This window comes from Pseudomonas sp. ME-P-057, from assembly GCF_030208975.1.
Taxonomy (GTDB): domain Bacteria; phylum Pseudomonadota; class Gammaproteobacteria; order Pseudomonadales; family Pseudomonadaceae; genus Aquipseudomonas; species Aquipseudomonas lutea.
In genome coordinates, this window is record NZ_JARVSX010000012.1 from 45,240 (window position 1) to 57,624 (window position 12,385).

At 59.8% G+C, this 12,385-nt stretch carries 13 protein-coding genes and 1 pseudogene; 5 read left to right on the forward strand and 9 right to left on the reverse strand.

What is annotated here, in order from left to right; translation table 11 throughout:
* The first annotated feature begins 17 nt into the window (after nt 1-17).
* Nucleotides 18-485 (forward strand): TIGR02444 family protein, encoded by a 468-nt coding sequence (locus QRN48_RS06135; protein WP_191944129.1) that lies wholly within the window; start codon nt 18-20, stop codon nt 483-485.
* Between the two features lie 23 nt (nt 486-508).
* Here QRN48_RS06135 and QRN48_RS06140 read toward each other — a convergent pair.
* A pseudogene (locus QRN48_RS06140) lies at nt 509-1,414 on the reverse strand (AlgP family protein); the annotation flags it as partial.
* A gap of 178 nt (nt 1,415-1,592) precedes the next feature.
* Between QRN48_RS06140 and QRN48_RS06145 the strand changes: the two are divergent.
* Entirely contained in the window at nt 1,593-2,270 is a 678-nt protein-coding gene (locus QRN48_RS06145; RefSeq protein ID WP_285349459.1) for an FKBP-type peptidyl-prolyl cis-trans isomerase, read from the forward strand.
* 93 nt (nt 2,271-2,363) lie between these two features.
* On the opposite strand, the gene rsd is transcribed toward QRN48_RS06145, so the two are convergent.
* The 8 genes from rsd to QRN48_RS06185 all read right to left on the reverse strand — a co-directional run bounded on the left by rsd (nt 2,364) and on the right by QRN48_RS06185 (nt 9,914).
* Complete coding sequence (gene rsd / locus QRN48_RS06150) at nt 2,364-2,822, reverse strand: sigma D regulator (protein WP_191944132.1); 459 nt, start codon at nt 2,820-2,822, stop codon at nt 2,364-2,366.
* Nucleotides 2,823-3,000: 178 nt separating this feature from the next.
* The gene (locus QRN48_RS06155) at nt 3,001-3,528 is read right to left on the reverse strand and encodes a disulfide bond formation protein B (protein WP_191944133.1); all 528 of its coding nucleotides are present in this window, start codon (nt 3,526-3,528) and stop codon (nt 3,001-3,003) included.
* Nucleotides 3,529-3,778: 250 nt separating this feature from the next.
* Complete coding sequence (locus QRN48_RS06160; protein WP_191944134.1) at nt 3,779-5,026, reverse strand: heme biosynthesis protein HemY; 1,248 nt, start codon at nt 5,024-5,026, stop codon at nt 3,779-3,781.
* Nucleotides 5,023-6,165, reverse strand: coding sequence for a uroporphyrinogen-III C-methyltransferase (locus tag QRN48_RS06165; protein WP_285349462.1), 1,143 nt, complete (start codon nt 6,163-6,165; stop codon nt 5,023-5,025). The genes QRN48_RS06160 and QRN48_RS06165 overlap by 4 nt, the downstream gene beginning before the upstream one ends.
* A gap of 48 nt (nt 6,166-6,213) precedes the next feature.
* A complete protein-coding gene (locus tag QRN48_RS06170; protein ID WP_285349463.1) occupies nt 6,214-6,987 on the reverse strand; it encodes a uroporphyrinogen-III synthase in 774 nt (257 codons plus the stop codon).
* Nucleotides 6,984-7,925, reverse strand: coding sequence for a hydroxymethylbilane synthase (hemC, locus tag QRN48_RS06175; protein ID WP_285349465.1), 942 nt, complete (start codon nt 7,923-7,925; stop codon nt 6,984-6,986). Before hemC ends, QRN48_RS06170 begins: the two co-directional genes overlap by 4 nt.
* 163 nt (nt 7,926-8,088) lie before the next feature.
* Nucleotides 8,089-8,835, reverse strand: coding sequence for a LytR/AlgR family response regulator transcription factor (locus QRN48_RS06180; protein ID WP_037016575.1), 747 nt, complete (start codon nt 8,833-8,835; stop codon nt 8,089-8,091).
* Nucleotides 8,832-9,914 (reverse strand): sensor histidine kinase, encoded by a 1,083-nt coding sequence (locus QRN48_RS06185; protein ID WP_052075336.1) that lies wholly within the window; start codon nt 9,912-9,914, stop codon nt 8,832-8,834. The genes QRN48_RS06180 and QRN48_RS06185 overlap by 4 nt, the downstream gene beginning before the upstream one ends.
* 144 nt (nt 9,915-10,058) lie before the next feature.
* Here QRN48_RS06185 and argH point away from each other — a divergent pair, with 144 nt between their 5' ends.
* The 3 genes from argH (at nt 10,059) to QRN48_RS06200 (ending at nt 12,228) form a co-directional block, all read left to right on the forward strand.
* Nucleotides 10,059-11,453, forward strand: coding sequence for an argininosuccinate lyase (argH, locus tag QRN48_RS06190; protein WP_037017586.1), 1,395 nt, complete (start codon nt 10,059-10,061; stop codon nt 11,451-11,453).
* A 62-nt stretch (nt 11,454-11,515) separates the two neighbouring features.
* Nucleotides 11,516-11,809: a hypothetical protein gene (locus QRN48_RS06195; protein WP_191944135.1), complete on the forward strand. Its 294-nt coding sequence runs from the start codon at nt 11,516-11,518 to the stop codon at nt 11,807-11,809.
* Nucleotides 11,810-11,979: 170 nt separating this feature from the next.
* Nucleotides 11,980-12,228 (forward strand): TIGR02647 family protein, encoded by a 249-nt coding sequence (locus tag QRN48_RS06200; protein ID WP_037016580.1) that lies wholly within the window; start codon nt 11,980-11,982, stop codon nt 12,226-12,228.
* The last annotated feature ends 157 nt before the right edge of the window (nt 12,229-12,385 follow it).

Consider the following 12,385-nt stretch of genomic DNA (forward strand, 5'->3'; position numbering starts at 1 on the left):
AAAACAGGTAGATGACGATGCTTGCAGACCTATGGAGTTTCACCCTTGATTTTTACGCCCGCCCAGGCGTCGAGCAGGCCTGCCTTAGCCTTCAGGCCGACGGCGCCAACGTCTGTGCGCTGCTGTGCGGCGTCTGGATGGACCGACGCGGCGTGCTGTTCGACCCACAGCGCGCGCAACAAATCGGACAATTGGCCGACCCCTGGCATGAACAAGTGGTGGGGCCGATAAGAGACGTTCGCACACGGTGGAAGGAGGCCGCGACTGCAGATGAAGAACTGACAGCGCTGCGCGACAGGCTCAAAACATTGGAGCTTGATGCCGAACGCGAGCTGCTGGTGCGACTGCAGCGGTTGACCAGGGATTGGCCAGAGCGTGAAGCACCGCCTTCGAGCGAATGGTTGGAGGCGCTGGCGGGAGCCGCAGCCAAGGCCAGCCCCGACGCGTTGCAGGTTCTGCTCCGCGCCGGGACCGAGATCGCTTAGGACGCGGTGTTCGACGTTGAGTCGGCGCCCGAAACTGTCGAAGCAGCAGACGCTGGCGCCTCTGCCTTGGCTGTAACAGTGGCCGCAGGCTTGGCAGCGGGTTTTGCAGCCTTCGCGCCGGCAGGCTTGGGTGCCGCAGCTTTTAGCGCAGGCTTGGGAGTGGCGGCAGGTTTGGCAGCAGGCGACTTGGCCGGCGCAGGTTTGCCGGCGGCTTTCGCAACGACTGGTTTGGCGGCAGCGGGTTTAGCGGCGGCGGGTTTGACAGCAGTCGTCTTGGGTGCCGGCTTTGCCGCAGCCGGCTTGGCGGCAGGTTTGCTTGCAGCGCTGACGGATGGCTTGGCAGCAGGAGCCTTGATGGCTGCAGGTTTCGCCACGGTTTTAGCGGTCACCTTGGCCACGGTTTTCTCAGCAACGGCTTTTACCGGTGCTTTCGCGACAGGTTTGGCTGCAGCCGCTTTGGTTGCAGCTTTGGCGGCTGTTGGTTTCGCAATGGCCTTGGCAGCTGTTGCTTGAAGTGCCGGTTTTGCGGCGCGGTCGTTCAGCGCTTTGCCAACGGCTTCCTTCACGCGGCCGATGCCTTGTGCCAGCTTCAGGCTTTCTTGAGCGTCACGCTTGAGGTTCAGAATGTAGCTGCGGGTTTCGGTCTGACGATCCTTCAAAGCGTCGAGCAAAGATTCGAGTTCGGCCACGCTGTCTTTGGCTTTGCCTTGCGCCTTGGCTTTGCCAGCGGCGGCAGCGTCCTGCATTTTAGTGCGTGATTTGTGCAGCTTTTCCTGTGCCTTGCCACGTTGCTTCTCAAGCTTGGCGAGCAGTTTTTCCGCATCAGCCAACGCTTGCGAGCAGGCGTTTTCAAGGTGTTCGAGCAGGCTGCCCGAAAGCTGTTGGAGCAAATGCAACGGAGTGTTTACTGGCTTCTTGGTGGCCGACATGACTTACCTCCTGGCTGATTTGAGTGCGGCCATACTAGACCTCCGCCTGCACCGCCGCTAGGGCATCTTGATACTACGAACCTTGCGCAGTTGCATTGCGGGGAAAAACGCGGCAAAACCCGTCACGCTCGGGCCTCAGCGCTGGCATAATCGCCACTTCCCAGGCCGGAGAGCATTCATGTCGCGCTACCTGTTAATGTCGTTGTTCCTCTTGGTACCCCTTGCCCGCGCGACCGATGCTCCGGCATCCGACAACACCCACGACCTTTCCTACAGCCTTGGCGCAAGCTTGGGGGAACGGCTGCGTCAGGAAGCTCCTGATCTGCAACTGCCTGCGTTGGTTGAGGCGTTGCAGCAGGCGTATCAAGGCAAGCCGCTGGCGATCAAGCAGGAGCGCATGGAGCAGATCCTGAGCGACCACGACGCTGCACTTGCCCAGGCCGAGAGCGCCGGCCAAACCGAGCCTCAGACCGAAGCCGCGTTAAAGGACGAGCGAAAATTCATGGACGTCGAGAAGGCCAAACCGGGTGTTCGCCAGTTGGCCGACGGCATCCTGATGACGGAGCTAACGCCGGGCAATGGCCCGAAACCTGACGTCAATGGCCGCGTGCAGGTGAAGTACGTCGGCCGCCTGCCTGACGGGACCATCTTCGATCAGAGCCAGCAGCCTCAATGGTTCCGCCTGGACAGCGTCATCGCAGGATGGACAACCGCGCTGGTCGACATGCCGGTAGGTGCCAAATGGCGTCTGGTCATCCCTTCGGCGCAGGCCTACGGCGCAGAAGGCGCAGGTGATCTCATCGACCCCTATACGCCACTGGTATTTGAGATCGAGCTGCTGGCGGTGTCGCAGTAAAACCGCAGGCCAAGGTCAAACTCAGTTCGACACGCACATTTGAAGCAATAAAAAAGGGTGCCCAAGGGCACCCTTCTTTGTCTGCCACAGTGATCAGGCCTGCGCTACAACCTGTTCCTTGTGTGCGGTATGCAGCACTTCAATGAGGCAGTCTTCGAGTTCGAAACGCTCATGCAGCAAGCCGCCCAATTCCTTGAATTTCTCGGCGACGCATTTGCCTTCGTCGCAGAGGTCATTGAATGCCAGCAGCTTCTCGGTGATGACATCGATACGCGGATAAAGCGTATCGGCAAGCTCAAGACCGCGCTGATTATGAAACGCCTTGGCCTCGCTGGTCAGCTGCTCGTAGATCTCGAAATGACCGGCAGAAACGTAGTCGACCAATGTGCCGCAGAACTCCTGCAAAGGCGCGCGCTTCTCGGAGAACGCTCCCGGTTCTGCTCCCAGGGTGTCGTAGGCCGTGATCAGCTCGTTGCGATCCTGCAACCAGCGGTCGATCAGCTTGTGAACCCCACCCCAACGTTCCTGAGCGTTCTGACAACTTTCCAGCATGATGTTCTCTCTTCCCTTCAGGGGCCTGCCGCTTGAAGCGCTTCAGATCAGACCGAGCTTGTGTTGGCAGATCCGATAAACGTCAACAGCAGCAATTATCCGATGATGCGTGCGGCCCAGATTATGCCCGCATGACTAGCCCATCAAGGTACGCAGGACATAAAGTTCATACAAGCGTTTAATCCGAAGTCCCCACATCCATTGATCTGAAGCGGCGAAATTCGATAAACAGGTAATACAGCGCAAACAGGCATAAACCCGAAAACGCCAGCAGACTCCATTCCGGCAGGCTGATGCCGAACAGGGACCAATTGATTTCGGAGCACCCTGCACTTCCGGCCAAAACCATCGCCAGAACCTTCAGGTAGGTTTGCGTTTCCAGCAGGTAGTGAAGGTTTTCAAGACATGCAGCCATGTTCTCTGGCGGCGAGGCCTGTAGCCACACCTGCCGCGCCGCAACACCAGCGCCCAAAGCAGAGAACAGTAAAAGAATGCCCGCGTAGACCCGCCAGCCTCTCCTGCCCGGCGCATGCAGCGCAGCGAACAGGCAGACGGTCGCTGACAAAGCCATCAGCACGCGCTGAATCAGACACATCGGGCACGGCGCCGCATCAATCACAAAGCCGAGATAGACCGCTGTTCCCACCATTGATGCACAGGCTAGAAACGCTAGGGAGAACAGGGAGCGTGTACGAGCCAGCTGCATGGAAGATCCGTAACAAAAGACGAAGGCGGCTACGGTAGAGGAAAGCGCGAGTCGCTTTCAAGGCACCCAATGGAGGATATTTCTCCGTTTGCGTAGGTAAACCCTGACAACGTGTTTAGGACGTTATTCCCGGTGTGCGAAGAATCCACCAACAAACCACAACATGCTCAGAATCGTCCTACAGACGCCGACGAATCAGATAAACGAAAGGCCCGCATTCGGGCCTCTCGGGTCTACTTATGACTTCTAGCTAAACACGTGACAGCGCCGGAAGAGGACGGGCAAGCAAACGCTCATCCAGCAGACCCAAACCTTCCTGAAACAGCTGATTGCTGCGATCGGTCTCGCCCAATTGTGCAAGCAGACGCGCCAACTCGGCGCACGCCTCCGGGTTACGCTGCAGCCTTAGGCTGGATTCGAGGTAATCGCGCGCCTTGCCCCACAAACTGCTCTGCAGGCACAGCCGGCCGAGCGTCAGCAACAAGCCAGCGTCATCGGTGTGATTTTTCAACCAACCTTCAGCCGTTTGCAACTGCTTGCCTGTGTCGGCCCCGCGCACCAGCCCGTACAGCCGCGCAAGATGGGTGTTGTAATCACGCTTCATGGCGGTTCGCAGGACTTCCTCGGCCTGCACATCGGCGCCCAGCCGGCGCAGCTGCTCGGCATAGGCCAGCACCAGTGCAGGCTCCTGACGTTGAGCCGAGGTCAGTTGCTGCCAGGCATTTTCCAGCGAGGGTAAGCCGGTGCCGACTGTGTCGCTGTCAGACACACGATAGGCCGCCAGCGAAAGATTTTCGCCCCATGCGCGCCTTTCCAGTTCAGCCAGTTCCTGCGCAGGAAGCACTTTATCCTTACGCAATTCGGGCATCAGACGAATCAACTCATGCCACTCGCCGCGTTCGCGGTACAGCCGCTGCAGCTGGCGCAACACCTGCGGATTATGCGGATGGCGCTCCTGCATGGCTTGCAGCGTGACCAATGCCCCGTCGAGATCACCTCGATCCACTTGCAGTTGGGCGTGGCTCAACGCGATAGCCAGCTCGGCGTGAGGCTGACGCTCCAGCGCACGCTCAAGCAGGTTATCGCTGTCCTCGTAACGGCCCTGCTCGTTTGCGGCACGGGCTGCGCCGAGGTAATACAAAAGAGGCTGGCGTTCCGCTTCGGCAGCGCGGTGCAAGTTTCGCTGAGCACTGGCCCAGCGCCCTTCGGCGAGATCCACCTGCCCCTGCTCGATTGCGTTTTGCACACGGCGGCTTCGGTTGCGCCGTGACCATGGATTCACCACGCCCCCGGACGTGGTCAGTAACGCGATCAACATGCGCAACAGCCACAGGATAAACAGGACCGCCACCAGCAGCGCCAATGCAGCCCAAATACTCGATTCGTAGCGGAAGGCGTCGTAAGAGATCAGGACATAGCCTGCATGTCGCGAGATGGCGACACCGATCAGCGCAGCCGCCACAACCAGGACGAAGAGAACGACGTATGCGCGCTTCATGGCTGCTTCCCGGGCTGCGCCTCGTCGGTGCGCTTCTCCAGCGCGCCGCCGACCGGCGTATGACGCTGCTCAAGATACGCCTGAACCGCAGCCAGACTTTGTGTCAGGTCAGGGGTTGCCACCGAAACCGGCTGCTTGCCGAGCTCGTCCAGACGCTGGCCCAGCGCTTTGCTCTGCTGGTTATCTCGATTGAAATTGTCGTCCAGAACACTTCGCGCTTCAGCCATGGCCTTGTCATACACGGGGCCTTGACCGTTAAGCGCTGCCCACTGCGCCTGTTCGAGCGCAAGACTCAACGCCAGACGTACCTGCGTCAGGCTCTGACCGGCCAGCAATGGTCGAATATTCTTGTCGGCATGGAAGTCGATACGCACGTACTGGGAGATCTTTTCCCACCACTTGGCCCAATAGCTGTCCTCGCTGCCGTCGGTCAAACCGAACAGCGAGTCGCCCTTGTCCTTGTATTCCGGCGCGAGCTCGTTGAGCTGCGCGACTTGTTCGCGCACCGCGGCCAGCTGAAGGAACAGGCCCGTGCGATCCGGCTGATCGACGCTGCGCAGCGCAGTCAGGCTCTTGGCCAGCTGTTCACGGGCTGCGTATGCGGCGGGGTCGTCCTGCTCACGCAGGATTTCATCAGCGCCCTGAACCAGTGCCGCAGCACTATTGATGTCTTGCAGCGCAGACAACCTCAAGCTGGCAAGACGCAACAAGTGCTCGGCCTCGGCCAGACGCCAATCCTTGCGGCTGGCGCCCAGGACGGTTTCCACACGCTGGCTCAGGCGCTGCTGATCCCCTTGCAACTGGGTAACAAGGCGGCGGCGGTCCTCCAGCTCGTCGGCAGCGGGCAGTTGTGCCAGGCGCGCGGCAATTTGCTGCTCACTCTGCTTGAGCGCCTGTGTCTGCGAGCCGATGTCCTGCAGCTGACCGGATTGCTCCTGATGCCCGGCTTGAATGGCGCGCAATTGCCAAACGCTCCAGCCGCCAACGGCAACGCCGGCGGCGCCCAGCAACAGGGCCAATATGGCCAGCCCGTTACTGCTGCGGCGATTCGACGGTTCTTTGTACGCTGGATCCGGCAAGGGGCCAGATTGGGCCAGTACCGGTTCAACGTCATCTTTTGGCAAGACTGTTTCGCTCACGTATCCATCCTTTGCATTTAGGCGTCGCGTAATCCGACTGATCGACCATTACGCCTGTAAGGCAGGCGCGGCGTGTTGGCGCAATGCTGTCAGCAAGGCCGCAGCGCTTGCACCGCGGCAGTCCACTACGGTAAGCGCCCCGGCGGCACGCGCGATTTCAGCGACCCGGGGGCTTGGTACAAATAACGGTATCTGCGCAAGCGTAGGCCAAGCGGCGCCGGCCAACTCACGCAGATGCTCAAAACCCTGTCCACTGCTGACCACCAGCCCATTCAAGCGTTCCGCTTGTACCTTCTCAGAGAGCGCGAAAGCCGGGTATTGCGGCAGGTTGCGACGGTAAAGCGGGAGGTAATCAACCCTCACACCCTGTGCACGTAGTCGTTCGGCAAGCAACTCGCGCCCGCCTTCACCGCGCATAATCAACACTCTGGGATCATAGCCAGACACGGCTTCTTGAAACTGCGGAAGCTCCAGCAACGCCTCGCTGTCGTCGCCGTGCTCAGGAAAGAACACCTGCAGGCCATAGTCATCGAGAATTTGCGCAGTGGCAGCGCCGACGGTAAACCACTTTTGCATCGGCGGTTGCGGCCAGATTTCATCGACCATCGCCAGGCCGAGGCGTGCGGCCGGTTTGCTGACAACGATGACGGCACAGTAGGCAGCGAGGTTGTAGATGATTGAGCGACTATCCTCCGACACTGGCAGAGGCTCGATCTCCAGCAAGGGAAGACTTGCGCTGTGGACACCCACTTCCGCCAGCGTTAACGCAAGCGCCCGAGATTCATCCACCGGACGCGTCAGCAGCAAGCGCCAGCCTTTCACGCCTCGTCAGCCTCGCCATACACCGCTTTGAGAATCTTCGCCGCGCCCTGCGCAAGGAGTGCTTCCGCCACCTGGACGCCAAGTGCCTGGGCATCGACTTGAGGCGCACGCGCTTCAGCGTGCAACAGCAACGCGCCGGAAGGGTCGCCTACCAGACCCCGCAGCCAGAGTTGATCACCCTCCAGCACTGAATAGCAGGCAATGGGGACTTGGCAGCCACCATTCAGATGCTTGTTGAGCGCACGCTCTGCCGTGACTCGCACAGCAGTGTCGTCATGGTGCAGCGGTGCAAGCAAGGCATGAAGCTCGATATCGACGCTGCGGCACTCTATGCCTATTGCGCCCTGCCCGCCTGCGGGCAAGCTGTGCTCGACGCTGATGGGTGCAGTGATGCGGTCTTCAAAGCCCAAACGAATCAGGCCGGCGGCGGCGAGGATGATCGCGTCGTACTCCCCGGCATCCAGCTTGGCCAGACGGGTGTTGACGTTGCCGCGCAGAAACTGGATTTTCAGGTCCGGGCGACGGGCTAGCAGCTGAGCCTGACGACGCAGGCTGGACGTGCCCACTACGGATCCGGCGGGCAACTCGGCGAGACTGGAATAGTTATTGGAAACGAACGCGTCACGCGGGTCTTCGCGCTCGCAGATGCAAAAAAGGCCGAGACCTTGGGGAAAATCCATCGGCACGTCTTTCATCGAGTGAACGGCGATGTCGGCCTCATGCTCGATCAGAGCGGTTTCCAGTTCTTTGACGAAAAGACCTTTACCGCCGATTTTCGAGAGCGGCGAGTCCAGCAGTTTATCGCCGCGACTCACCATCGGCACCAGCGTCACTGTCAGCCCGGGATGCGCCTGTTCCAGGCGGGCCTTGACGTACTCGGCCTGCCAGAGGGCCAGGGCACTTTTGCGAGTGGCGATGCGGATTTCGCGAGAAGACATGAACCGGTCCGTACTGAGTGAATGCGGCGAATAATAACAGCTCGACCAGTTCGGGCCGAATGACTGTATTCAATCTGCGCGCATCATGATCTCAATCGATCAACGGACGCCATGCGACGGCGTGTCGCCTGCCTGACTTGCCAGAAGCCCCAGCCGAGGTGGCTTACAGCTGCTGCATCATCTTGCGCACACCCGCTACATGCCTGCGGCTGACAATCAATGCGTCGCCATTAAGCCCTTTCAGGAACAGCTGAAAGTGACCCAGCGGCGTGCGTTGAAGGCGTTCGATCCGTTCCCGGGCTACCAGCGCGTTGCGGTGAATGCGTACAAAGCGATCACCGAACTCGTCCTCCAACGCCTTGAGTGGCTCATCCAACAGCACTTCGCCGCCCTCGTGGCGCAAGGTCACGTACTTGTGGTCGGCAATGAAATAGATAACTTCGGCCAGCGGGATCAGTTCGATGCCCTTGCGGGTTCTGGCGCTGATATGACTCCGGGGACCGGCACCGCTCTCGGCGGCGGGTCGGGTCATGGCAGCGAGTTGCACGCGATTAGGCCGCTCGGCCTTGCGCAATGCTTCGAGCAAGTGTTCGGGACGAACCGGTTTGACGAGGTAACCGACGGCACTCACCTTGAAGGCTTCAAGCGCGAACTCATCGTGCGCCGTACAGAACACCACTGCGGGTGGGGCGTCGCGCTCGCACAATTTAGCCGCGACCTGGAGACCGTCCAGGCCAGGCATGCGGATATCCAGCAACACCACGTCGGGTTTCAAATTTTCAATCAGCTGCAAGGCTTCTTCGCCATTTGTGGCGCTGGGTTCAAGAACCTTGTAGCCCTCAAGCTCGCTTACCATGCGGCTCAAGCGGTCTCGGGCTAGGGGTTCATCATCAACGATCAGGACATTCATATAGCTCTGGCTTCCTGCGTGAGTCTCGCACAAGGATAGCGTAGACAGGTGAAGTGACGACCGTCTCGGCGCTCCACGCTCAGACTGGCGAGGGGACCGAAAAGTGCCGTGAGTCGAGCGCCGATGTTGGCCAAGGCCTGCTGAGTGCCGCTTGAGTTTTGCCGTAAGGCGGCCTCATCGTAAGGATTACTGACGCGCAATGTGAATACTCCCCCTTCGTAGTCCGCCTCGACCCTGACCACGCCGCCTTCAACACGGGGCGCGATGCCGTAAATCAATGCGTTTTCCAACAATGGCTGCAAGGTTAGCTGGGGAATTGGCAAGTCGTCGGGAATTGCACTTACGGCCCAGTCCATCTGTAGACGCTCTCCAAGTCGATATTGCTCAATCGATAAATAGCGTTTTGCCAATTCAAGCTCTTCGCGCCACGTAGTCAGGCTGCCGGGCTTACCCAGACTGGCCCGAAACAGATCCGACAGATCAAGCACGGCTTGTTCCGCCTTATGCGGGTCGGTGGTGACCAGGCTGGCGATACTGTTAAGCGTGTTGAACAGGAAGTGCGGACGAATACGCGCCTGCAAGGACTCAATCCGAGCCTGAAGTTCGGCCTGTTGCTGCTTGCGCCACTGACTTTGCAGATAAAAATAACGCAGCATCAGCGCAGACATGATCAGGGCGATCAGGGCATAACGCAGATACCGCTCAATGACGCCACCCAACGAGGTCGCGGCATTGACTTGGCAGTAGTCAGTCACCGCGGTGCACAGCAGCGTCACTGCGACGACCAGCAGACAACCCACGGAGCCCGCCACCCCAGGACGCAACCGGGCCAGCCATGGCCGCAAGCCGCATAACAGCGCGGCGGAAAGCAAAACGATCCACTGCACGAACAGGGATATCAGCGCCAGCCGCACCCAGTCGAACTCTGGCCGCATCGGTTCAATGAGCACAAGCACAAAGACCAGCAGCTCTGCCAGCACCACCAGTATCAGCAACGCCTGGGGCAGGCACAGTTCCGGGAGGAAGAACTCTTTGTCAGGCGGGCCGATCTGGCCCGGGTGTTTACGCGCGTTTTGCATGATGGCCAGTCTCTTCGCTACTACCGTTGCGGGCAAGCCGCCGGGGATAAATAAGCAGCAATGCTGTTATCATCGGCCGCGCCTTTAGAATCGGCCGGCGCCGATTTTTATCAGTTCAGCAACCAGCACAGCAGCGAGCGAATCATGAGCACCGACAAGACCAATCAGTCCTGGGGCGGCCGCTTCAGTGAACCCGTCGACGCGTTCGTCGCGCGCTTCACCGCCTCCGTCACTTTCGATCAGCGCCTTTATCGGCACGACATCATGGGTTCCGTTGCCCACGCCAAGATGCTGGCCAAGGTCGGCGTGCTGACCGACGCGGAGCGCGACACTATCATCAGCGGGCTCGCCACCATTCAGGGCGAGATCGAGGCCGGCACGTTCGATTGGCGCGTGGACCTTGAAGACGTGCACATGAACATCGAGGCGCGGCTGACCGACCGCATCGGCGTCACGGGTAAAAAGCTGCACACCGGCCGTAGCCGAAATGACCAGGTAGCAACCGACATCCGCCTCTGGCTGCGTGACGAGATCGACCTGATTCTGGCCGAGATCACCCGCCTGCAGGAAGGTCTGCTGGGCCTGGCCGAGCGCGAAGCCGACAGCATCATGCCGGGCTTCACCCACCTGCAAACAGCACAGCCGGTCACCTTCGGCCACCACATGCTGGCGTGGTTCGAGATGCTCAGCCGTGATTACGAACGCCTGGTCGACTGCCGCAAGCGCACAAACCGCATGCCGCTGGGCAGCGCCGCGCTGGCCGGTACCACCTACCCCATCGACCGCGAGCTGACGTGTCAGCTTTTGGGTTTTGAGGCCGTAGGTGGCAACTCGCTGGACAGCGTTTCGGACCGCGACTTCGCCATCGAATTCTGCTCTGCGGCCAGCATCGCCATGATGCACCTGTCGCGCTTCTCCGAAGAGCTGGTGCTGTGGACCAGCGCGCAATTTCAGTTTATCGACCTGCCTGACCGCTTCTGCACCGGCAGTTCGATCATGCCGCAAAAGAAAAACCCTGACGTGCCCGAGCTGGTTCGTGGCAAAAGCGGCCGCGTGTTCGGCGCCCTGATGGGCCTGTTGACCCTGATGAAGGGCCAGCCGCTGGCGTACAACAAGGACAACCAGGAGGACAAGGAGCCACTGTTTGACGCAGCCGACACGCTCCGCGATTCGCTGCGCGCCTTCGCCGACATGATTCCGGCGATCAAGCCAAAACACGCGATCATGCGTGAGGCGGCGCTGCGCGGGTTTTCCACCGCTACCGACCTTGCCGACTACCTGGTTCGCCGCGGGCTGCCATTCCGTGATTGCCACGAGATCGTCGGTCACGCAGTCAAGTATGGCGTCGAGACAGGCAAAGACCTGGCCGAGATGACGCTGGACGAGCTTCGCCGCTTCAGCGACCAGATCGAACAGGACGTCTTCGCGGTGCTGACGCTCGAGGGCTCGGTCAACGCCCGCAATCACATCGGCGGCACTGCACCGGCACAGGTCAGAGCGGCGGTTGCGCGCGGCCAGCACTTGCTTGCCACGCGCTGAACGCTTCGAACGGGCTGCCCGACGCGGGCGGCCTCATTAATGGGCAGTACATCGAGAACACCATGAGCGACCACATCGAAAACGACGAAGAAGAGTTTGCCGAGACGACCCTGATTCAGGCGATTGAAAACCAGATTGAAAGCGACAACCCGCCAGCGGCCAAAGCGACGTTCAACAAGCTGACTCTGGTCGGTTACGAGCGTGAAGAAATTCTGGTGATGATGGCCCACGTGCTGGCGGTCGAAATCGACGGCATCCTTGAGGACGACCGCGCTTTCAATACCGCCTGGTATGAACAAGCGCTGCGCGCGCTGCCTGACATGCCGCCCGGTGTGAAGCTGGCTGACGAAGAGTAAACCTCCGCTGCACATGCCGGTCGATCACCGATCTGACGACCGGCCAGATACTTTCTGCAAAATCCCCAGACGCTAACTACACTCCAACAGCCTCGCTGTCGCCTGGCGACGAGGCCGTCACGCCTGCGATTTTGGTCGCGGTGTATCCACTGGAAAAGTCTGGAGCACCTATGTCGTTTACCCCTGAAGTGGTTGCCGAGCTGGAAATCCTGTCGCTGTTCAATCTGAGTAACACCAAAGAGGGTCTGAAGGTTCACCATGTCGCAGCACCTGCGGCCATCGCCGCCACTCAACGCCTCTTTGACAAAGGCCTCATCACGCAAGTCGATGGCGGGTACCTGACCAGCCTTGGGCTGGATGCCGCTGAACATGCGCAATCGCTGCTGATCATTCTCGCCACGAGCCAGGAAGCCGCCTGAACCTGCACCTCGCGAAGCCTTGCCTGGACGCATTAAATAAAGGTTTCGCGAATCCTCCATTTATACGATGCTGCGCCGATAAAATAATGGCGCCATAAAAAAGACGCGCAGTTGCCCGAGCCCTTTCGGCCCCATCGGTAACCGTCTTGACTGTCGC